This is a genomic window from Cellulomonas sp. PS-H5 (assembly GCF_019265565.1).
Taxonomy (GTDB): domain Bacteria; phylum Actinomycetota; class Actinomycetes; order Actinomycetales; family Cellulomonadaceae; genus Cellulomonas.
Genome location: NZ_JAHVCI010000019.1, coordinates 48877 through 69557, shown reverse-complemented (window position 1 = coordinate 69557; position 20681 = coordinate 48877). Strand labels below are relative to the sequence as shown.

Sequence of the window (20681 nt, the reverse complement as noted above, 5' to 3'; positions counted from 1 at the left end):
CCCGGGTCGTGCGGGCCCGGGTCGTGCGCGGGCGCGCCGGCGGCGCGGGGGCGGTCGTCCGGGGCGCCGTCGGCGGCGACGGTCGGGGTCTCAGCCACGCAGCAACCCTGCCACGGTCGCCGGGACCGCGTGCGCGACGCCCAGCGCCGTGACCGGCCCACCCGGCACCGCCTCCTCGGCCGCCCGGCCGTGCACCAGCGCCGCCGCGGCCGCGAGCGCCGCCGCCAGAGGCGGGTCGTCCAGCACGTCCGCCGCCCGGCCGGCGAGCAGTGCGCCGAGCACGCCCGCGAGCACGTCGCCCGCGCCTGCGGTGGCGAGCCAGCCCGGCGCGTCCGCCTGCGCGTACACCGCGCCACCCGCGCCCACGACCACCGTCGTCGAGCCCTTGAGCAGCACCGTCGCGCCCGTCAGCTCGTGCGCCCGGCGTGCCCAGCGCAGCGGCTCCGCCTCGACCGCGGCCCGCTCCACGTCCTCGCCGAGCCGGCCCAGCAGCGTCGCGAGCTCGCCGGCGTGGGGGGTGAGCACGCACCAGGGCGCGAGCTCGCGGGGCGCCAGCGCCAGCGCCCCGGCGTCGAGCACCGTCGGCAGCCCCTCCGCGAGCGCCGCCTGCAGCGCACCCGTCACCCGGCGGGCCTGCTTGGCGTGGCCCGGGTCGACGCCCGGACCCAGCAGCCAGGCCTGCACCCGGCCCGTGCCGGCGACGACCTCGGGCCGGGCCGCGAGCACCGACCGCGCGACCGCCGACGGGCCCACGTACCGGACCATCCCGACGCCGGACAGCGCCGCCGCCGAGACCGTGAGCACCGCCGCGCCCGGGTACGCCGGCGTCCCCGCCACCACGCCGAGCACGCCGCGGCTGTACTTGTGGTCCTCCGGCCCGGGCACCGGCCAGAGCGCGGCGACGTCGGCCGGTGCGAGGCGCGCGACGGCGGGGCGCTCGGCCAGCGCCAGACCGAGGTCCACGACCTCGACCCGTCCGGCGCGCCGCGACGCAGGCGGCAGCAGCAGCGCGGGCTTCGCGGCACCGAACGTCACCGTGACCCCGGCCGGCAGCACCGGGCCGTCCGGGAGCGACCCGTCGTCCACGCCCACGCCGCTCGGCACGTCGACCGCCACGACCAGCGGGCCGCCGCCCGCCTTCGACGCGCTCCGGGGGCCACCGCCGGCGCTGCCCGCGTCCTCGGACTCGAGGAGGTCGGCGAGCAGCCCGGCGAGGAGGCCCGCGATACCGCGCGGCGCGCCCCGGCCGCCGATGCCCAGCAGGCCGTCGAGCACGACGTCGGCGGCGTACGCCTCGGCCACGGCGTCGCCGAGCCAGACGCCGGGCAGCGCGGCGGTGTCGTCCGGGCGGTCACCGGCGCGCGCGGCGGCCACGCGCCCGTCTGCGCCGTCGCCGCGCCCGCCGTCGCCACGTCCGCCGTCGCCACGTCCGCCGTCGACCGCGCCGGGCTCGACCGCGCGCACCGCGCGCCCGCCCGCCCGGCGCAACGCCGCCAGCCCGTCGGCGTGCGGCTCGTCGGTCGTGCACACCGCGACCACCCGCACGCCCCGCCGCGCCAGGTACGCGCCGGCGTGCAGCGCGTCGCCGCCGTTGTTGCCCGACCCGACCAGCGCCACCACCGTCGCGCCGCGCACCTGCCCGCGGCGGTCGGCGAGCTCCGCCGCGACCCGCGTCGCGAGGGCGAACGCCGCGTGCTGCATCAGCGGCACCCCGTCGGCGAGCAGCGGCTCCTCCGCCGCGCGGACCTCGGCTGCCGTGTACCCCAGGATCATGCGTCCATCCTGGCCGAGCCCGGCGGCGGGCGCGCGTGGTCGCGCGCGCACCCTGCGTGCGTGGCCGCCGTCCGGCGCTCGGTCGGCTCCGGGGATAGGTTGCGGCCCATGCGCTTCGGACTCTTCATCCCCCAGGGCTGGCGGCAGGACCTCACGGGCATCGAGGCCCGCGACCACTGGTCCGTCATGAGCGGCCTCGCCACCCACGCCGACCAGGGCGACGCCTTCGACTCCATCTGGGTCTACGACCACTTCCACGCGGTGCCCGAGCCCAACGGCGAGACCACCCACGAGGCCTGGAGCCTCATGAACGCCTACGCGGCCACCACCAGCCGCGTCACGCTCGGCCAGATGTGCACCTGCATGTCCTACCGGAACCCGGCCTACCTCGCGAAGGTGGCGGCGACGGCCGACATCATCTCCGGCGGCCGCGTCCAGATGGGCATCGGCGCCGGCTGGTACGAGCACGAGTGGCGCGCCTACGGCTACGGCTTCCCGAGGCCGGGCGAGCGGATCGCCATGCTCGACGAGGGCGTGCAGATCATGAAGCAGCTGTGGACCAACGGCGTCGCGACCCTCGACGGCCGGCACTACCAGGTCGACGGCGCCCAGCTCGCCCCGCTCCCCCTCCAGGTCGACGGCCCGCCGCTGTGGATCGCGGGCGGCGGCGAGCGCAAGACCCTGCGGGTCGCGGCCGAGCACGCGGCGTACACGAACTTCGACGGCACCCCGGCCGGCTTCGCGCACAAGAGCCAGGTCCTGCAGGAGCACTGCGCCGCGATCGGCCGGAACTACGACGAGATCACCCGCTCGGCCAACTACAACGTGGTGATCGGGTCCACCGAGGCGGAGGTCGACGACCGGATCGCCTGGATCGAGGAGCACTACGCCCGCACCGTCCCGGACAAGGCCCCCGAGGTCGCCGAGGAGTTCCGCCGCGGCCCGCTCGTCGGCACCCCGGAGCAGATCGTCGAGAAGCTGACCGAGCTCCGCGGCCTGGGCATGACCTACGCGATCACGTACTTCGCGGAGGCCGCCTACGACCGCTCGGGCATCGAGCTGTTCGAGCGCGCGGGCGTCCGGCCCCGGCGGGGCCGCACGCTGCCGGCCGATTCGGGGGTGCCGGGCTGCGACGGGACGACGTCCCGCAGTCCGCTCCTGCAGCCTCGGCGCGCGCCCGAGCGGGTCAGTCGGACTCGGCGACGACCATCGCCGAGGCGATGCCGGCGTCGTGGCTCAAGGAGAGGTGGAAGCGGGTCACGCCCCGGGCCGCCGCGGCCGCCGCGACGGTGCCGATCACCTCGACCACCGGCTGCTCGCCCCGGACCCGGCGCACGGTCGCGTCCTGCCAGGACATCCCGGCGGGCGCGCCGAGCGACTTCGCGATCGCCTCCTTGGCGGCGAACCGCGCCGCGAGCGACGCCGGCGCGAGCTCCCGCTCCTCAGGCGTGAACAGCCGCTCCCGCAGGGCCGGAACCCGCTCGACCGTCGCCAGGAACCGGGCGACGTCGACGACGTCGATCCCGACGCCGACGATCACTCGACCGTGACCGACTTGGCCAGGTTCCGCGGCTGGTCGACGTCCAGGCCGCGGGCCGTGGCGAGCTCGCACGCGAAGATCTGCAGCGGCACGACGGACAGCAGCGGCGCGAGCAGCGTCGGGCTCTGCGGCACGTAGAACACCTCGTCGGCGTACGCGCGCACCGCCTCGTCGCCGTCTTCCGCGATGACCAGGGTGCGGGCGCCGCGCGCCCGGATCTCCTGGATGTTGGAGACGACCTTCGAGTGCAGCGAGTCGCGGCCGCGCGGGCTCGGCACGATGACGAACACCGGCTGCCCGGGCTCGATCAGCGCGATCGGGCCGTGCTTGAGCTCGCCGGCGGCGAAGCCCTCCGCGTGGATGTACGCGATCTCCTTGAGCTTGAGCGCGCCCTCCAGGGCCACCGGGAAGCCGACGTGCCGGCCGAGGAACAGCACCGAGGAGGTGTCCGCCATCCAGCGGGCGATCTCGCGCACGCGGCCCGAGCGGTCCAGGACGTCCTGGATCTTGTCCGGCATCGCCCGCAGGTCCTCGAGGATCTCGGCGATCTCGTCCGCGAACTTGTTGCCCCGCAGCTGCGCCAGGTACAGACCCAGCAGGTAGGCGGCGGTGATCTGGGCGAGGAACGCCTTGGTCGACGCGACAGCCACCTCGGGCCCGGCGTGCGTGTAGAGCACGGCGTCGGACTCGCGCGGGATCGTCGACCCGTGGGTGTTGCAGATCGCCAGCACCTTCGCGCCCTGCTCGCGGGCGTGCCGGACGGCCATCAGCGTGTCCATGGTCTCCCCGGACTGGGAGATCGCGACGACGAGGGTCCGCTCGTTCAGGATCGGGTCCCGGTACCGGAACTCGTGCGCCAGCTCGACCTCGACGGGGATCCGGCACCAGTGCTCGATCGCGTACTTGGCGACGTGCCCGGAGTAGGCCGCGGTGCCGCAGGCGATCACGATGATCTTGTCGACCGAGCGCAGCACCGACTCGGAGATCTTCAGGTCGTCGAGCACCAGGCGGCCCTGGACGTCCGTGCGGCCCAGCAGGGTGTCCTGCACGGCCTGCGGCTGGTCGGCGATCTCCTTCTCCATGAAGGAGCGGAAGCCGCCCTTCTCCGCCGCCGCGGCGTCCCAGTCGATCGTGTACTCGCGGCCCTCGGCGGGGTTGCCGTCGAAGTCCGTGACCGTGACCGAGCGCGGCGTGATGACGACGACCTGGTCCTGCGCGAGCTCGAGCGCGCGCCGGGTCTCCGCGATGAACGCGGCGACGTCGGAACCCAGGTAGTTCGCGCCGTCGCCGAGCCCGACGACCAGCGGCGAGTCGTGCCGCGCGCCGACCACCGTGTCCGGGTGGTCCTCGTGCACCGCGAGCAGCGTGAACGTGCCGTGCAGCCGGCGGACGACCTGGCGCATGGCCTCGCCCAGGTCCTTCACCTCGGCGTAGGCCCGTGACAGCAGGTGCGCGACGACCTCGGTGTCCGTCTCGGAGAGCAGCTCGGCGCCGTCGGCCAGCAGCTCCTCCTTGAGCACGGCGAAGTTCTCGACGATGCCGTTGTGGATCAGCGCGAGGCCACCCGCGACGTGCGGGTGCGCGTTGACGTCCGTCGGGCCGCCGTGGGTCGCCCACCGGGTGTGCCCGATGCCGGCGGTCGCGCCCGGCAGCGGGCGCTCCTCGAGCAGCCCCGTCAGGTTGACGAGCTTGCCGGCCTTCTTGGCCGTGGCCAGGCCCTCCGGGGTGACGAGCGCGACGCCGGCCGAGTCGTACCCGCGGTACTCGAGGCGGCGCAGGCCCTCCAGGACGACCCCGAGCGGCCGGCCGTCCGGCCCATGGTCACCGACATACCCGACGATTCCACACATGGGCGGGAGTCTAGCCGCGGCGCGAGGCGCACCGCCGCGGCGCAGGTCACGTCCCCGCGGCGCCGGCGCCCGACGGGCGCGACCCGCGGCATCGTGCAGAATCGTCGGGTGCGCGCCACCGACGTCCCCGGGCAGACCTCCCCGTACGTGGAGCTCGACCGGGACTCCTGGGTCCGCCTGTCGGAGTCCACGCCGCTCCCCCTCACCGACGACGACGTCACCCGGCTCCGCGGGCTCGGCGACCCGATCGACCTCGCCGAGGTGGACGCGATCTACCGGCCGCTGTCCCGGCTGCTCGACCTGTACGTGACCGCGACCCGGAGGCTGCACGCCGCGTCGTCGACCTTCCTGCGCGAGGACACCCCCCGCACCCCGTTCGTCATCGGCGTCGCCGGGTCGGTCGCGGTCGGCAAGTCAACCACGGCCCGGCTGCTGCGCGAGCTCATGGCCCGCTGGCCCGCGACCCCGAACGTCGCGCTGATGACGACCGACGGGTTCCTGCACCCGAACGCCGAGCTCGAGCGCCGCGGCCTGATGGACCGCAAGGGCTTCCCCGAGTCGTACGACCGGCGCGCGCTGCTGCAGTTCGTGTCGAAGGTCAAGGCCGGCCACGACGAGGTCCGGGCCCCGGTGTACGACCACGTCACCTACGACATCGTCCCCGGCGCCGAGGTGGTCGTGCGCCGGCCGGACGTGCTGATCGTCGAGGGCCTCAACGTCCTGCAGCCGGCCCCGTCCGCCGCGGGCACGTCGAGCACGTCCAACCTCGCGGTGAGCGACTTCTTCGACTTCTCCATCTACGTCGACGCGCGGACCTCCGACGTCCGGCAGTGGTACGTCGAGCGGTTCCTGTCCCTGCGGTCGACGGCGTTCGCCCGGCCGGAGTCGTACTTCCACCGGTACGCGGGCCTGAGCGACGCCGAGGCCGTCGCCCGCGCCGAGAGCATCTGGGACGCGATCAACGCGCCCAACCTGGTGCGCAACATCCTGCCGACCCGCAGCCGCGCGACCCTCGTGCTGACCAAGGGCGGCGACCACTCGGTCCGCCGCGTGCGGCTCCGCAAGCTCTGAGCCGACCCGCGGGTCCGGTCAGCGGGTCCGGTCACCCGCCCGTCGGCGCCGCCGTCGCGCGCGGCCCGACCAGCTCGACCGGGTAGTGCTCCACGTCGACGGCGTCCAACGCGTCCAGACCCTCCGACACGGCGACCGGGAGCGTCCCGCAGCCCCCGGAGGGCAGCGCCACGCGCACCGCGGCGCCCAGCGCGTCCACCAGCCAGAGGTCGGCGCGGCGCGCGTCCTCCCCGCAGGGAGTGGGCGACGTCCCCGCCGCGGGGACGGTCGCCGACGCCGTGAGCGCGGTGATCAGCGGCCGGACGTCGCCCTCGAGCCGCGTGGCGGTCACCGCGGCCCAGCGGCCCGCGGCGTCGGTCAGCGTCTCCCCGGTCGTGCACAGCACCGCGGACACCGCGGTGAACCCGTCCGGGACCAGACCCGCCTCCGGCACGTCGGGGTGCGCCGTGCTGCCCGCGCCCGCGAACCCGAGCGCCGCGAGGACCTGAGGTGCCAGGCAGTCCGCGCCGGACGACACCGACGCCCCGGAGGCGGACCGCCGGGCGGCGTCGGCGGTGGAGGCGGTCGGGTCGCCGCCCGCGCACGCGGCCAGCACGGCTGCGAGGGCGAAGGCCAGGAGGCCGGCGAGCCCGGCCCGAGGGCGGGCGGCCCGCCGCGGCGCGACCCGGGGAGCGCGGCCGGGCGACGGTCTCCGGGGTGCGCGAGGACGCGGTGCTGCCATGTCGCCGCCGCCCTCCGTCGCCCATTCCCCTGCCCAGGGCGAAGGCACGGGCGCGTGCCCGGCCTCCGCCGTCGGGGGCGACGCCGTTGTGGCCCGGGTCGAGCGTAGGCACGACGACCGGCCCGGGCGGCCGACGATGCGGGATCGTTAGCGGGCGGGGCCGGATCGTTGCCGGGACGTGACCCGGCGGTCCGGGACGGCGGGGCCGTGCGGCGCCGCGGCGGCCGACGGGACCGCGCACAGGGCCGCGGTCGCCCCAGCGGCGACGGGAGCGCCGGCGACCGGCCCGGGGACGTCACGGCCTGCGAGGTCCTGCCGCCCGGCGGCGTCCCGGCTCCCGGCTGCGTCCCGGTTCCCGGCGGCGTCCCGGCTCCCGGCGGCACTCCCGAGTGCGGCGGCGTCGTGGCCTGCGACGGCCTGGCCCGCGGCGTCCTCGCCGCCCGCGCCGGCCTGCTGCGCGCCCGCCATCGGCGCGGGCGCCCGGTCCAGCCCGGTCCAGCGGCGCAGCACCCAGTCGATCCCGACCCCGACCAGGGTGCCCACGACGACGCCCGCGACCACCGCGATCGCCGGGTGGTCCTCGAGCCACAGGCCCGCCCCCGCGCCGACGGCCGAGCCGTACACGGCCCAGGTCACGGCGGCGAGAGCGGTGAGCCCGACGAACCGCTTGCGCGGGTACCCGAGCGCCCCGGCGGTCATGTTCACGGCCACCCGGCCCACGGGGATGTACCGCGCCGCGAGGATGAACGACGAACCCCGGTGCTCGAGCGCGTGCTCGGCCCACGCGAGCGCCTTGCGACCACGCGCGGTGCGGAACACCCGGAGCCGGTGCACGTCGACCTTCGAGCCGATCGTGTAGGCGATCTGGTCGCCGACGAACGCGCCGAGCGCGGCGGCCAGCGCCACCAGCACGATGTTCGGCGAACCGTGCGCGACCGACAGCGAGGCGAGCGCGATCACGACCGACTCGCTCGGGATCGGCGGGAAGAAGCCGTCGATCGTGGCGAACAGGAACAGCGCCGGGAACACCCACACCGAGTCCGCCAGCATCGGCACCCAGCCCTCGACGGCGCTGATCCAGTCCTGCAGCACGTTCATCAGCTCCCGGGTCGTTCGACGGCTGCCCTCGGGCGGGTCGGCCGTCGTCCACGCTAGGTGCGCGCCGCCGGCCGTGACATGGGGGACTCCCCCGAGTCCACCCTGGTCCTCCCCCCATCCTGACCGGGACGGTCGCACGGGGCATCGGCCCCCGGGACGACGTACCGCCGGCCCGGGTCCGCCTCCCGGCGGAGCGGCGCCACCCCCGTGGACGACCCCGCGCGCCCAGTGCACCACGCAGGTCCGACACGGGTCACGGGGATTCGGTGACGTCCCGGTGAACGCTGCGGTCCGTGCCGAGGGCCGGGCGGGCGGGGTCGGCGCGGCCGCCGCCGGAGCAGCGCCCCGGCGCCGCGCGCGGCGCGGTCCTCAGCCGTCGAGCGGGAAGCCGAGCGTGCGCGCCGCCTCGGCCGGGCGGGGCTCCGTCGCCCAGTGCGCGCCGAGCTCGTCCGTCGCCGACAGCGACCGCGGGTGCGCCCGGTCCAGGTACAGCGTGCCGTTCAGGTGGTCCGTCTCGTGCTGCACGATGCGGGCGGGCCAGCCCTGCACCACCTCGTCCAGCGCGGCGCCCGTCTCGTCCTGCCCGGTGAGCCGCAGCCGGCGCAGCCGCGGCACCACCGCCTGGTAGCCGACGACGCTCAGGCAGCCCTCGTAGAAGGACACCCGCTCGGGCTCCTCGCCCGGGACCGGCCCGTACGCCGGGTTCACCAGCACGCGGAACGGCAGGGCGGGACGCTCGCGCACCCGGCCGGTCTCCGTCTCGCCCGCACCGGGGTCCGCGAGCACCGCCAGCGCCAGCGGGAGGCCGATCTGCGGTGCGGCCAGGCCGACGCCCGGCGCCGCGTGCATCGTCCGGCGCATGAGCGCGACCAGCGCCGCGAGCTCGTCGTCGCCGATCTGGCCGTCGAACGGCACCGCGCGCATCCGCAGCGCGGGGTGCCCGGCCTGGACGATCGGCACGGTGCCCGACGGGTCGGCCGCGCCGGCGTCGAGCAGCCGCAGCACGTGCTCGCGCACGACGGCGGCGGGCCAGGTCGCCTGCGGGGCGTCCCCGGCTCCGGCCCCGGTCGTCGTCACCGCGCCCCGGTCCTCAGAGCGCCAGGCGGTCGCGCACGACGTCGGCCAGCTGCGAGGCGACGCGGTCGGCGTCGTCCTGCGTCGCCGCCTCGACCATGACGCGGACCAGCGGCTCCGTGCCCGAGGGGCGCAGCAGCACGCGGCCCGTCGACCCGAGCGACGTCTGCGCGGCCCCGACGGCCGCGGCGACGTGCTCGTCCGAACCCGCGCGGTCCTTGTCGACACCCGGGACGTTGACCAGCGTCTGCGGCAGCCGGCGCACGACGGCGGCCAGCTCGCTCAGCTTCTGGCCCGTCGCCGCGACGCGGGAGGCGAGCTGCAGCGCCGTCAGCGTGCCGTCGCCCGTGGTCGCGTGGTCCGCGAGGATCACGTGGCCCGACTGCTCGCCGCCGAGGTTGTAGCCGTGCGCGCGCATCGCCTCGAGCACGTAGCGGTCGCCCACGCCGGTCTCGACCGTGCGGACGCCGGCGGCCTGCATCGCGAGACGCAGACCGAGGTTGCTCATCACCGTGACGACCAGCGTGTCGTGCGCCAGGATCCCGCGCTCGCGCAGGTCCAGCGCCAGCACGCCCATGATCTGGTCGCCGTCGACCAGCGCGCCCGTGTGGTCCACCGCGAGGCAGCGGTCGGCGTCGCCGTCGAACGCCACGCCGAGGTCCGCGCCCGAGGCCACGACCGCGGCCTGCAGCTGCTCGGGGTGCGTGGAGCCGCACGCCTCGTTGATGTTGCGGCCGTCGGGCGACGCGTTGATGACCACCACGTCGGCGCCGGCCTCGCGGAGCGCCGCGGGACCGACCTCGGACGCCGCGCCGTTCGCGCAGTCGACCGCGACCCGCAGGCCCGCGAGGTCGTGCCCGAGCGTCGACACCAGGTGCTCGACGTACTGCTCCCCCGCGCGACCCGTGTCCGAGCGGATCCGGCCGACGGCGGCGCCGACCGGGCGCTCCCACGCGCCGCGCAGGCGCTGCTCGATGGCGTCCTCGAGCTCGTCGTCGAGCTTGTGGCCGCCCCGGGCCAGGAACTTGATGCCGTTGTCCGGCATGGGGTTGTGCGAGGCCGACAGCACGACGCCGAGGTCGACGTCCAGCGCACCCGTCAGATGCGCGATGGCGGGCGTCGGCAGCACTCCGACGTTCAGCACGTCCACGCCCGCGCTCGCCAGGCCCGCGGCCACGGCGGCGGACAGGAACTCGCCCGAGGCGCGCGGGTCGCGGCCGACCACGGCGCGCGGCCGGTGGCCGGCGAACTCGCCCCGCTGGCCGAGCACGTGCGCCGCCGCCACGGACAGGTCGAGCGCCAGCTCGGCGGTCACGTCCCGGTTCGCCAGGCCACGCACGCCGTCGGTGCCGAACAGTCGTCCCATCGAGGACCCCCTCGTCGTCGGGGCCGCCGGTGCGGCCTCGTGCATCGTGCCAGGCCCGCGCGTCACCGCGCCGGGCCCGGGCACCGGAACGGCCGGTGGCCCCGAGGACGGAACCTCGGGACCACCGGCCGCGGTCGCTGATCCGTGGATCAGCGCTTGGAGTACTGCGGGGCCTTGCGGGCCTTCTTGAGACCGGCCTTCTTCCGCTCCACGACGCGCGGGTCGCGGGTCAGGAAGCCGGCCTTCTTCAGCGCCGGGCGGTTGTGCTCGGCGTCGATCTCGTTCAGCGCGCGGGCGATGCCCAGGCGCAGGGCGCCGGCCTGGCCGGTCACGCCGCCGCCGCTGATGCGGGCGATGACGTCGAAGCGGCCCTCGACCTCCACCAGCTTCAGCGGGGAGTTCACGAGCTGCTGGTGCACCTTGTTCGGGAAGTAGTCCTCGAGGGTGCGGCCGTTGATCTTCCACTGGCCGGTGCCGGGCACCAGGCGCACGCGGGCGATCGCCTCCTTGCGGCGGCCCAGGGCCTGGCCGGGAGCCGTGAGGCTCTGGCCCCGGCCCGCGGGGGCCGCGGTCTCGGAGGTGTAGCTGCTGGGCGTCTCGCCGCCCTCGAGGTCGATGTCGACCGTGGTCTCGGCCATGTGTTTCGCGTCCTGTTCCGGTGTGCTCGAGGGCGTCAGCCCTGCGCGACCTGGGTGATCTCGAAGGGCTTCGGCTGCTGGGCGGCGTGCGGGTGCTCGGCACCGCGGTAGACCTTCAGCTTCGAGAGCTGCTGGCGGGCCAGCGAGGTCTTCGGGAGCATGCCACGCACGGCCTTCTCGACCGCACGCTCGGGGTGCTTGTCGAGCAGGTCGGTGTACGTGGTCGCCCGCAGACCGCCCGGGAAGCCCGAGTGGCGGTAGGCGAGCTTGGTCTCGCGCTTGTTGCCGGTCAGCGCGACCTTGTCCGCGTTGATGACGATGACGAAGTCGCCGCCGTCCACGTGCGGGGCGAAGGTCGCCTTGTGCTTGCCGCGCAGCAGCGTGGCGACGTGGGTGGCGAGGCGGCCCAGGACGACATCGGTCGCGTCGATGACGTACCAGTTCCGCTGGACGTCGCCGGGCTTCGGGGTGTACGTGCGCACGGTCGTTGCCTTCTCTATGTCTCTGACTGTGTCCACGGCAATCCCGTAGAAGCCGGGGTCAGCCGATGAGTACCGTCGGTGCGTCGTCCGTGGACCGGTGAGTGGGAACGCACCAGGGTCGACACCGACGGACGCACAACGACTCACCAGGGTAGCCGCCGGTCCCGGGGGCGGTCAAAGCGACGTCGGTCACCGACCCGCGGCCCTGCTCAGCGCGGCTGCGCGGCCCGGATCGCCGGGCCCGCGCCGCCCGCCTCAGCGCGCCCGGGCCACCCGGCCGGCGTCCCACACGGGCTCCGGCGTCTCCACGACCGCCCCGTCCTCGCCGAACACGAGGAACCGGTCGAACCCCCGGGCGAACCACCGGTCGTGCGTCACCGCCAGCACCGTGCCCTCGAACGCCGCGAGCCCCGCCTCCAGGGCCTCCGCCGAGTGCAGGTCCAGGTTGTCCGTGGGCTCGTCGAGCAGCAGCAGCGTCGCGCCCCCGAGCTCCAGCAGCAGGATGTGGAACCGCGCCTGCTGCCCGCCCGACAGCGTCTCGTACCGCTGCTCCGCCGACGCCACGAGCTCGTAGCGGTCCAGCGCCTTGCTCGCGGGCTCCCGGCCCATGCCCGGCCGGCGGCCCTCCCCGCGGTGCAGGATCTCGAGCAGCGTGCGCCCGGCGAACGCCGCGTCCTGCGCGTGCTGCCGGTTCTGCGCGAAGAATCCGGGCACCACGCGCGAGCCCAGGCGGGCGACGCCCGTGTGGGACACCGGGTCGATCGGCAGCTCCCCCTCGGCCGGTGCCTGCTCGGGTTGAGGGTCGCTGCCGCCCGCGGCCAGCAGCCGCAGGAAGTGCGACTTGCCCGACCCGTTCGACCCGAGGACGGCCACGCGCTCGCCGAACCACACCTCGAGGTCGAACGGCCTCATGAGACCCGTCAGCTCCAGCCGCTCGGCGACGACCGCGCGCTTGGCGGTCCGCCCGCCGCGCAGCCGGACCCGCACGTGCTGGTCGTGGGAGACGACCTCCGGCGGCCCGGCCTCCTCGAACTTCCGCAGCCGGGTCTGGGCGGCCGAGTACCGCGACGCGAGCCCGTCGTTGAACGCCGCCTTGGTCTTGAGGGTGTTCACCAGCGTCACGAGCTTCTGGTGCTCCTCGTCCCACCGGCGCGCCAGCTCGGCCAGCCGCTCGCGACGCGCCTCCCGGGCCGCGGTGTACGTCGTGAACGTGCCGCCGTGGATCCAGACCGTCGCCCCAGCCCTCGCGGGCTCCAGCGTCGCGACGTGCGTCGGCACCCGGGACAGCAGCTCGCGGTCGTGGCTCACCAGCAGCACCGTCTTCGGGCTGTCGAGCAGCCGCCGCTCCAGCCAGCGCTTCGTCGGGACGTCGAGCGCGTTGTCCGGCTCGTCGAGCAGCAGCACCTCCTGCGGTCCGCGCAGCAGCGCCTCCAGCACCAGCCGCTTCTGCTCCCCGCCCGACAGCGTCCGCACGCCGCGGTGCTGCGCCCGGTCGAACGGGACCGACAGCACCGCGTCCGTCACCCGGTCCCAGTCCGCCTCGACCTCGTAGCCGCCGACGTCCGCCCAGTCCGCGAGCGCCTGCGCGTACCGCATCTGCGACGGCTCGTCGTCGACCTCCATCATGTGCAGCTCCGAGGCGGTCAGCTCCGCCGCCGCCGCGCCGATCGCGCCCGTCGCCAGCGACGCGAGCAGGTCACGGACCGAGCGGTCGTCCGCGATCCGCCCCACGTCCTGCCGCATCACACCGAGCCCGCCCGTGCGGACCACCGCGCCGTCGTGCGGCTGCTCGTCACCCGCCACGATCCGCAGCAGCGTCGACTTCCCCGCGCCGTTCGGACCCACCAGCGCGGTGCGCTGCCCCTCGCCGACCCGCAGGTCGACACCCCCGAGCAGCGGACGGCCGTCGGGGAGCACGTAGCGCACGTCGTGCACCTCGAGATGACCCATGGCGCCGATCGTCCCAGGTGTCCCGGCGAGGTCCCAACCCGATATCCGTGCGGTGGCAGGGCGGGAGGTGCGGTGCCAGGCTCGACGCATGAGCGAGAACACCCCTGCCACGAGCACCGACGCCGCCACCGGCGCCGAGGGCGACGCGGACCAGCTCCCCGCCGAGGACACGCTGGTCGGACGCGGCGTCGACGACCTGCTGGACGAGGGCTACAGCCCGCCCGAGCGCCCGCGCCCCGCCTCGAGCCACTTCGGCGAGACGGCGTGGGAGGAGTCGCGCGGCGAGACCCTCGACCAGCGCATCGCCCAGGAGGAGCCCGACGTCTGGGACGACCCGGACCGCGCGCCCGACCCGTCCCGCGAGCCCGACCGCGCCGGCCGGCTCCTCGAGGACGACGACGCCGTCGAGTCCGGCGGGAACGACCAGTTCGCGCTCGACGCGGGCGTCGACGGCGGCGCGGCGAGCGCCGAGGAGGCCGCCGTCCACATCGTCGACGAGGAGGACTGACTCCACGCCTCCTCCCGGCGGGTGAGGGCGGGCGGCGGGCACGGGTGCGGGGGCACCGGCGTCCGCCGTCCGCGTCACTCCTCCGCGGGATCCACCGGGCCGGTCGCCGGGGCGCCGGCCCGGGTGGGGGCTGCGTGCACGTCGTCCGCCGAGCGCATCGCGCGCGTCCGGAGCTGGCGCACGGCCAGCTCCGCGTCCGGCGGGTACACGACCTCCTCCAGCGTCAGCCCGTGCGCCGCGACCACCGCGCTGCCCGGGTCGCGCCGCCCGCCGACCAGCAGCTCCGCCGGCCAGTCCACCGGCCGCCGGCCCTCCCCCACCGCCAGGCTCGCGCCGACCAGCGCCCGCACCATCGAGTGGCAGAACGCGTCCGCACGCACGGTCGCCACCACCAGCCCGGCATCCGGTCCGTCCGCGGGTCGCTCCCACGTCAGCTCGTCGAGCGTGCGGATCGTCGTCGCGCCCGGACGGGGCTTGCAGTACGCCGCGAAGTCGTGCCGGCCCAGCACCCGGGCCGCCGCCTCGTGCATCGCGGCCACGTCCAGCGGCCGCCGGGTCCACAGCACGTGCGCGCGGCGCAGCGGGTCGCGCAGCGCCGGGTCGTCGCACACCCGGTACACGTACCGGCGGGCCACGGCCGAGAACCGCGCGTCGAACCCCTCGGGCGCGATCGTGACCGCCGTGGCGACCACGTCCGGCGGCAGCACCCCGCCCAGCCGGGTCAGCAGCGACTCCTCGGGCGTGCGGTCCGACCGGCCGGGCACCGCGGCCCACGCACCCGCCGGGACGTCCACGTGCAGCACCTGGCCCCGCGCGTGCACGCCCGCGTCCGTGCGCCCGGCGACCGTCACCCGCGGCGGCGCGTCCCCGCGGTGCTCCGAGCGGAGCACCAGCGCCAGGGCGTCCTCGACCACGCCCTGCACCGTGCGGAGGCCGGGCTGGCGAGCCCAGCCGGCGAAGTCCGTGCCGTCGTAGGCGAGGTCGACGCGGACGCGGACGGGGGCGGGGCCGGCGGCGGGTGCGTTGGCGGGTGCGGGGGTGGGCGGTGGGGTCGACGAGGTCACGGGACCACCACCGCGTCCGGGGCCTCGTCGACGGGGAGCTGGACGACGATCCCGCCGAACCTCGCCTCCACCGCGCGCAGCCGACGCCCGTCGATCCGCACCTCGCCCGCGAGCACCTCCGGCGAGGCGGTCGTCCCGTCCTCGTACTGCGCGGTGTACCCGCCGGTGAACGACTCGTTGTACAGGCCCACCGGCCGACCCACGGCATCCGTCACCCACCCGGCGCACCACGCGCACACGTGGCCCGCGTACCGCTCGAAGAACGGCTCGCGCGTCCCGCACAGCGGGCAGACCTGGTCCCCGGGCGTCCCCGGCACCCCGGGTCCACCCTGCGCCGTCGCCCGGCCGAGCGCGCCGAGGCGTCGCCCCGCGAGCCCCGGCCAGCCGTGCACCGCACGCGACCACACCCTGGGCACCGCACCGCCGCCGTACCGCGCCCCCAGCAGCGCGCCGGCGATCGCGGCGACCGTGTCCGTGTCGCCGCCGATCCGCACCGCCGCGGCCAGCGCCAGCGGCAGGTGCACGCTCCCGGGCACCTCCACCGCCTCGGGCAGGGGCGGCAGCGACCGGACCACCGCGTGCCACGCCGCCTGGAGCGCGGTCACGGTGAACCCGTTCGCGCGCAGGTCCGCCGCCGGGCGCGGCGATGCCGCGTCGTCCAGCCAGCCGCGCCACGCGCCGCGACGCTCCGACGGCAGCAGGTCCAGCCCGGCGTGCACGTCCAGGCGTCGCTCCGTGACCGCGAGCCGCACCGCCTCCGACCACAGCACGCACGAGTCGCCCGCCAGCGGGTCCGGGTGGGTCAGCTCCGCGACCGCGCGCGCCGCCCCGGCCGTCGCCGCGCGGTCGTCCAGCGCCACCAGGCCCACCACGCCCGTCCGCATCAGCGCGCCGTTGCCCGCCGTGCGCCCCGTCGCCGCGTGCAGCTCCGCGGCCGCCGCCCGCAGCCGCGCCGCCGGCCGGCCCGTGCGCCGACCGGCACCCGCGAGCACCGCCGCCGTCTGCGTCCCGACGTCGCTCGCGCCGCCCGTCCGCCAGCCCTCGAACCCCGCGGCGACCTCGTCCAGCTCCTCCTCCGTGCCAAGCCCGCCGCCGCGCGCCGCGACCCGGGCCACCACGACCGACATCTGCGTGTCGTCGCTCCACTCGCCCGGCGCGTACGGGCCGAGCCCGCCGCCCCGCATCTCCGGCAGCTCCCCGGGCGCCGGAGGCTCCGCGAACTCGTACGGCACCCCGAGCGCGTCGCCCGCCGCCTGGGCGAGCAGCACGCCGGAGGCGCGGTCGAGCACGCCCCGGTCGAGGGGGCGGAGGCCGGGGGCCGTCGTGGGCTCCGTCTCGGCGGTGGTCGGGCGCAGGGGCTGGTCGGGCACGCCCCCGAGAGTACGGGCCGGGCGCCTGCTCTACCGTGGTCCGGTGCCCACGCCCGACCCCGCCCCGTACACCCTCGCCGTCGACTGCGGGGGCGGCGGCATCAAGGCCTCCGTCCTCGACGCCTCGGGCACCCTGCACGCCCCGGCCGTCCGCGTGCCCACCCCGTACCCCCTGCCGCCCTCGCGGCTCGTCGACACCATCGCCGACATCGCCGACCGCCTCCCGCCGTTCCAGCGGGCCACCGTCGGCATGCCCGGGATGATCCGGCACGGCGTCGTCGTGGCCACCCCGCACTACGTCACCCGGTCCGGGCCGCACACCCGCGTCGACCCCGAGCTCGTCGAGGCCTGGTCCGGCTGCGACATCCGCGCCGCCGTCGCCCAGCGCCTCGGCGTCCCCGCCCTCGTCCTCAACGACGCCGAGGTGCACGGCGCGGGCGTCGTCTCCGGCACGGGCGTCGAGCTCGTCCTCACCCTGGGCACCGGGCTCGGCTCGGCGCTCTTCGACGGCGGCCGGCTCGCCCCGCACCTCGAGTGGTCCCACGCCCCCGTGCGCCGGCTGACCACCTACGACGAGTACATCGGCCAGATCCAGCGCGCCCGGCTCGGCGACGGCCTCTGGTCTCGCCGCGTCCGGCAGGTCGTCGAGGGCCTGCGACCCGTCGTCCTGTGGGACCGGCTCTACCTCGGCGGCGGCAACTCCCGGCAGATCACCCCGCAGGTGCTCGCCCGGCTCGGCGACGACGTCGTCGTCGTGCCGAACCAGGCGGGCATCGTCGGCGGTGTGCGCGCGTGGCAGCTGGGCGGCGACGCCTGACCGCACCCGGCCGCGCCTCGTCCGTCTAGCCCGCGTACGGCGCCGCGACGTCGAGGACCCAGGTGACCCCGAAGCGGTCCCGCACCATCCCGTACAGCGGCGTCCAGCCGGACGGCCCCAGCGGGACCACGACCGCCGCCCCCGCCGCGTCCACCGCGAGCCGCTCCCACAGCGCTGCGATCTCCTCCGTCGACTCCCCGCGCACCGACACGTAGAACGCGTCCGTGCCCGAGTCCCAGGGGCGCGAGCCCGGGACGTCGAACGCCATCACGTGGAACCCGTCGGCCGCCCGGACCTCGCCCCAGATCACGTGGTCCGCCTCCGCGGGATCCACGGCGGCGCCCGCGTCGGCGTACGTGGCGATGTTCAGCGACCCGCCGAACACCTCGCGGTAGTGCTCCAGCGCGGCGCGGGCGTCGCCCCGGAAGTTCAGGTGAGTCGTGGTCGTGACTGCCATGATGGCTCCTCGGTCGAGGGGGTGCACCAGCCGGTCGGCCGGTGCGTGCCCACTTTCGCGGCTCATCCGGACAGGTCGTGTCCGGAAAGGCGTGCAGACTGGCGGCGTGCCCACGACCGCGCCCCGGCTGCTCGCCCTGCTGTCGCTGCTGCAGACCCGCCGCAACTGGCCTGCCGCCCTGCTCGCCGACAGGCTCGGCGTGACCGACCGCACCATGCGGCGTGACGTCGACCGGCTGCGCGAGCTCGGCTACCCGATCACGAGCACGCGCGGGCGCGAGGGCGGCTACCGCCTCGACGCGGGCGCCCGCCTGCCGCCGCTGCTGTTCGACGACGAGCAGGCCGTCGCCCTGACCCTCGCGCTGCGCGCCGCCGCTGCCTCGGGGGCGGGCATCGGGGAGGCGGCCGAACGCGCGCTGCGGACTGTGCGCCAGGTCCTTCCCTCGCGGCTCGCGCACCGGGTCGACGCCGTGCCGGTCACCGTCGTCGCGGGACCGGGTGCCCCGGTGGTGGACCCGGCTGTCCTCACCACGATCGGCGCTGCCGTGCGGGCGCGGGAGGTGCTGCGGTTCGGGTACGTCCGACCGGTGCAGGCAGGAGCTGGCACCGGTGCGACTCCCGACGCCGACGCACCGACCAGGCGCGTCGAGCCGCACCACGTCGTCGCGCGGGCCGGCCGGTGGTTCCTCGTCGCGTGGGACCTCGACGTCGGCGACTGGCGGGTGTTCCGAACCGACCGCGTCCGACCACGCACGCCCGGTGGGGCGCGGTTCGACCCGCGAGAGCTCCCGGGTGGCGACGTCGAGGCGTTCATCGCCGCGCGGTTCCACGGTGCTGCCACGACGGACGGCGCCTGGCCGTGCCGTGGGACGGTCGTCCTCGCCGCCGATGCCCGGGACGTCGCGCCGTTCGTGACGGACGGGGTCGTCGAGGACGCGGGCGGAGGGCGGTGCCGCGTCACGCTGGGGTCCTGGTCGTGGGTCGCGCTCGCCGCAGCCGTTGCGCGGTTCGACGTCGCGGTGCTGCAGGTCGAGCCGCAGGAGCTCGCCGACGCATGCGCCGTGCTGGCGGACCGGTTCGCCCGGGTCGCCGCGACCTCCCACCGCCCGGGAAGGCCGGGCTGATCCCCTGCACGGTCGTGCTCCTCGAACAACGCTGAGGTAGGCGCGGCACCGATCCGCGCCGACGCGACCACCGGTGCGATATCCGCACACCTACCCCCGGACCGCACGCCGGCTACGACCCTTCAGAACGGTGGCGACGGCACGTGGGTGCTGGGTCGTGCGGTGAGGTGGATGGTGGGTTCGTCGGTGCCGGGTCGGACGCGGAAAGCGTGCCCGGTGGGGGTGCGCCAGATGAACTCGCCGGCGGTGGGTTGGTGGACGCGCACGATGCCGGCGGTCTTGAGCCGGTGGTGGGTGCGGCACAGCGGGCCGAGGTTGTGGGCGCAGGTGGTGCCCAGCGGTCGCGATGGTGTGCCGTCGGGTGGTGGGTGGTACTCGATGGTGTGGTCGAGGTCGCAGCGGGTGGCGGGCACCGGGCAGCCGGGTGCGGTGCAGTACTTGTCGCGGTGCCGGACGTGGTCGGCCAGGGCGGCCGGTGGCCGGTAGGTGGTGCGCCCGACGTCCAGGACGGTCCCGGACAGCGGGTCGGTCACCACGCGCTGCCAGGTGGATCCGAGGTCCAGGGCCATCGCCCGGGCCTGCTGGGCGTCGATCGGGCCGTACCCGGCGAGGTCACCGGGTGCGTCGTCGGCGCCCAGGAGCGTGGCCAGGGACACCGTCAGGTGGACCACGGTCCGCGGGGCGGCCTCCCCGACGTCTCGAGGGCGGCCGGCCACGGCGTCCGCCGCAGCGGCAGCCCCGCCGGGCGCGACCTCCGCCGGCACAGCCTGCGCACCCTCGGGCTCCGGAGCGGAGCCGGCAGCCAGCCCGAACGCGTCGTGGTGCTCGTGGGCGCCGTCGCGGTGCGAGGGCAGCACGGTGCCGTCGCCCGCGACCAGGTGCGCCGCACGCCCGAGCACCCGGTCCAGGAGCTCGTCGGCGCGCAGCTGGTCCAGGGTCCGCGGGTCGCCGGCCTGGCGGGACCGGCGGGCCAGGGCGTCGAGCATCCCGTCGAGCCGCACGGCGTCCGCCGCGGGCAGCACGGCCCACAACCCGGCCATGCCGTCCTGCAGGATCCGCGGCCGGGACACGGTCCGCGCGGCGCGGGCGGTGCGGTGCCGGTCGGCGGCGCCCTCGGGGTCGACCCGGTTCAACGCCCGGGCGACGTCGGCGTGGACCTGCCTGACCGACCGGCCCGCGACCCGCGGCAGCACCTCCGCCTCGACCGCGGCCGCGACGTGCGCGGGTTCGTCCCCGGCGCCCTGCACGATCGCCCGCGCCTTGGCCGGCTCGATCCGCCCGTCGGCCAGGGCGGCACCGGTGCCGGCCAGGGCACCGGCGTAGGCGCGGCCCTCGCGGATCAGCAGCTTCGCCTCGCCCGGGGACACCAGCAGCCGCGCGGACAGGTCGGCCGCGGCCAGGTCGGCGTGCACGAACGCGGTGCCCTCGGGCAGCGAACGGCACACCGCCGCCAGGTCCGGGTGCTGCAGGTCCGGGTGCCGGGCCAGCGCCGCCGCGGCGGCGGCCTCGAGGGCGTGCGCACGCGCCGCGACCCGCCGGGCCTGCACGACCACCTCGGGCAGCTCGAACGACGGCAACGCCCCCAGGTCCAGGGCCTCCAGCTCCGCCAGCAGGCCCGGACCCGCCGCCATCGCGTCCCACCGCTCCCCGAGCCCCTCGCCCGTGACCGGCGCACCCGCGACCACCGCAGCACCAGGGCCACGGTCGTCGGGGTCGGGCGCGGCGCGCCCCGGCAGGTCATCAGGCATACGACCACGCTAGGGACCGACACCGCCCCGC

General features: G+C 76.2%; 18 protein-coding genes and 1 pseudogene. 5 read left to right on the top strand and 14 right to left on the bottom strand.

The features are described from left to right. Positions 1 to 90: 90 nt before the first annotated feature. Positions 91 to 1773, bottom strand: a complete 1683-nt coding sequence (locus J5O08_RS09855; RefSeq protein WP_218706663.1) for a bifunctional ADP-dependent NAD(P)H-hydrate dehydratase/NAD(P)H-hydrate epimerase — start codon at positions 1771 to 1773, stop codon at positions 91 to 93. Positions 1774 to 1881: 108 nt separating this feature from the next. Between J5O08_RS09855 and J5O08_RS09850 the strand changes: the two are divergent. Further along, positions 1882 to 2844: pseudogene (locus tag J5O08_RS09850) on the top strand (LLM class F420-dependent oxidoreductase); the annotation flags it as partial. Positions 2845 to 2959: 115 nt separating this feature from the next. Here J5O08_RS09850 and J5O08_RS09845 read toward each other — a convergent pair. Further along, a complete protein-coding gene (locus J5O08_RS09845) occupies positions 2960 to 3313 on the bottom strand; it encodes a holo-ACP synthase (protein WP_218706662.1) in 354 nt (117 codons plus the stop codon). Then, complete coding sequence (gene glmS, locus J5O08_RS09840; RefSeq protein ID WP_218706661.1) at positions 3310 to 5163, bottom strand: glutamine--fructose-6-phosphate transaminase (isomerizing); 1854 nt, start codon at positions 5161 to 5163, stop codon at positions 3310 to 3312. Before glmS ends, J5O08_RS09845 begins: the two co-directional genes overlap by 4 nt. A gap of 108 nt (positions 5164 to 5271) precedes the next feature. Here glmS and coaA point away from each other — a divergent pair, with 108 nt between their 5' ends. Continuing rightward, the gene (coaA, locus tag J5O08_RS09835) at positions 5272 to 6234 is read left to right on the top strand and encodes a type I pantothenate kinase (protein WP_308160930.1); all 963 of its coding nucleotides are present in this window, start codon (positions 5272 to 5274) and stop codon (positions 6232 to 6234) included. 31 nt (positions 6235 to 6265) lie between these two features. Here the strand turns inward: coaA and J5O08_RS09830 are convergent, their stop codons facing one another. The 7 genes from J5O08_RS09830 to J5O08_RS09800 form a co-directional block, all read right to left on the bottom strand. Then, the gene (locus J5O08_RS09830; RefSeq protein ID WP_218706660.1) at positions 6266 to 6829 is read right to left on the bottom strand and encodes a hypothetical protein; all 564 of its coding nucleotides are present in this window, start codon (positions 6827 to 6829) and stop codon (positions 6266 to 6268) included. A gap of 273 nt (positions 6830 to 7102) precedes the next feature. Continuing rightward, entirely contained in the window at positions 7103 to 8053 is a 951-nt protein-coding gene (locus J5O08_RS09825; RefSeq protein WP_255589560.1) for a DedA family protein, read from the bottom strand. A gap of 369 nt (positions 8054 to 8422) precedes the next feature. Continuing rightward, complete coding sequence (locus J5O08_RS09820; RefSeq protein WP_218706659.1) at positions 8423 to 9130, bottom strand: peptide deformylase; 708 nt, start codon at positions 9128 to 9130, stop codon at positions 8423 to 8425. Between the two features lie 13 nt (positions 9131 to 9143). Beyond that, the gene (glmM, locus tag J5O08_RS09815; protein WP_217614931.1) at positions 9144 to 10493 is read right to left on the bottom strand and encodes a phosphoglucosamine mutase; all 1350 of its coding nucleotides are present in this window, start codon (positions 10491 to 10493) and stop codon (positions 9144 to 9146) included. A 149-nt stretch (positions 10494 to 10642) separates the two neighbouring features. After that, positions 10643 to 11131: a 30S ribosomal protein S9 gene (gene rpsI / locus J5O08_RS09810; protein WP_147794329.1), complete on the bottom strand. Its 489-nt coding sequence runs from the start codon at positions 11129 to 11131 to the stop codon at positions 10643 to 10645. 35 nt (positions 11132 to 11166) lie between these two features. After that, on the bottom strand, positions 11167 to 11613 hold the full coding sequence (gene rplM, locus J5O08_RS09805; RefSeq protein ID WP_147794330.1) for a 50S ribosomal protein L13: 447 nt from the start codon (positions 11611 to 11613) through the stop codon (positions 11167 to 11169). 255 nt (positions 11614 to 11868) lie between these two features. Then, positions 11869 to 13563, bottom strand: coding sequence for an ATP-binding cassette domain-containing protein (locus J5O08_RS09800; RefSeq protein ID WP_217614932.1), 1695 nt, complete (start codon positions 13561 to 13563; stop codon positions 11869 to 11871). Positions 13564 to 13651: 88 nt separating this feature from the next. On the opposite strand from J5O08_RS09800, the gene J5O08_RS09795 reads away from it, so the two are divergent. Further along, a complete protein-coding gene (locus J5O08_RS09795; RefSeq protein WP_217614933.1) occupies positions 13652 to 14071 on the top strand; it encodes a DUF5709 domain-containing protein in 420 nt (139 codons plus the stop codon). Positions 14072 to 14145: 74 nt separating this feature from the next. Here the strand turns inward: J5O08_RS09795 and truA are convergent, their stop codons facing one another. Then, positions 14146 to 15135, bottom strand: a complete 990-nt coding sequence (truA, locus tag J5O08_RS09790; RefSeq protein ID WP_218706658.1) for a tRNA pseudouridine(38-40) synthase TruA — start codon at positions 15133 to 15135, stop codon at positions 14146 to 14148. Beyond that, on the bottom strand, positions 15132 to 16505 hold the full coding sequence (locus J5O08_RS09785) for an ADP-ribosylglycohydrolase family protein (RefSeq protein ID WP_308281521.1): 1374 nt from the start codon (positions 16503 to 16505) through the stop codon (positions 15132 to 15134). Before J5O08_RS09785 ends, truA begins: the two co-directional genes overlap by 4 nt. Positions 16506 to 16548: 43 nt before the next feature. Between J5O08_RS09785 and J5O08_RS09780 the strand changes: the two genes are divergently transcribed. Further along, on the top strand, positions 16549 to 17322 hold the full coding sequence (locus tag J5O08_RS09780) for an ROK family protein (RefSeq protein ID WP_217614935.1): 774 nt from the start codon (positions 16549 to 16551) through the stop codon (positions 17320 to 17322). A 25-nt stretch (positions 17323 to 17347) separates the two neighbouring features. Here the strand turns inward: J5O08_RS09780 and J5O08_RS09775 are convergent, their stop codons facing one another. Next, entirely contained in the window at positions 17348 to 17779 is a 432-nt protein-coding gene (locus J5O08_RS09775) for a VOC family protein (protein WP_218706657.1), read from the bottom strand. Positions 17780 to 17885: 106 nt separating this feature from the next. On the opposite strand from J5O08_RS09775, the gene J5O08_RS09770 reads away from it, so the two are divergent. Then, on the top strand, positions 17886 to 18902 hold the full coding sequence (locus tag J5O08_RS09770; RefSeq protein ID WP_308281520.1) for a WYL domain-containing protein: 1017 nt from the start codon (positions 17886 to 17888) through the stop codon (positions 18900 to 18902). Between the two features lie 122 nt (positions 18903 to 19024). Here the strand turns inward: J5O08_RS09770 and J5O08_RS09765 are convergent, their stop codons facing one another. Beyond that, positions 19025 to 20650: an HNH endonuclease signature motif containing protein gene (locus J5O08_RS09765; protein ID WP_218706656.1), complete on the bottom strand. Its 1626-nt coding sequence runs from the start codon at positions 20648 to 20650 to the stop codon at positions 19025 to 19027. Positions 20651 to 20681: the final 31 nt, after the last annotated feature.

Coding starts and splice junctions, on each gene's coding strand:
- J5O08_RS09855 (WP_218706663.1), bottom strand. CDS start 1,773: ATGATCCTGGGGTACACGGCAGCCGAGGTCCGCGCGGCGGAGGAGCCG.
- glmS (WP_218706661.1), bottom strand. CDS start 5,163: ATGTGTGGAATCGTCGGGTATGTCGGTGACCATGGGCCGGACGGCCGG.
- J5O08_RS09825 (WP_255589560.1), bottom strand. CDS start 8,053: ATGAACGTGCTGCAGGACTGGATCAGCGCCGTCGAGGGCTGGGTGCCG.
- glmM (WP_217614931.1), bottom strand. CDS start 10,493: ATGGGACGACTGTTCGGCACCGACGGCGTGCGTGGCCTGGCGAACCGG.
- rpsI (WP_147794329.1), bottom strand. CDS start 11,131: ATGGCCGAGACCACGGTCGACATCGACCTCGAGGGCGGCGAGACGCCC.
- J5O08_RS09800 (WP_217614932.1), bottom strand. CDS start 13,563: ATGGGTCATCTCGAGGTGCACGACGTGCGCTACGTGCTCCCCGACGGC.
- J5O08_RS09795 (WP_217614933.1), top strand. CDS start 13,652: ATGAGCGAGAACACCCCTGCCACGAGCACCGACGCCGCCACCGGCGCC.
- J5O08_RS09775 (WP_218706657.1), bottom strand. CDS start 17,779: ATGGCAGTCACGACCACGACTCACCTGAACTTCCGGGGCGACGCCCGC.
- J5O08_RS09765 (WP_218706656.1), bottom strand. CDS start 20,650: ATGCCTGATGACCTGCCGGGGCGCGCCGCGCCCGACCCCGACGACCGT.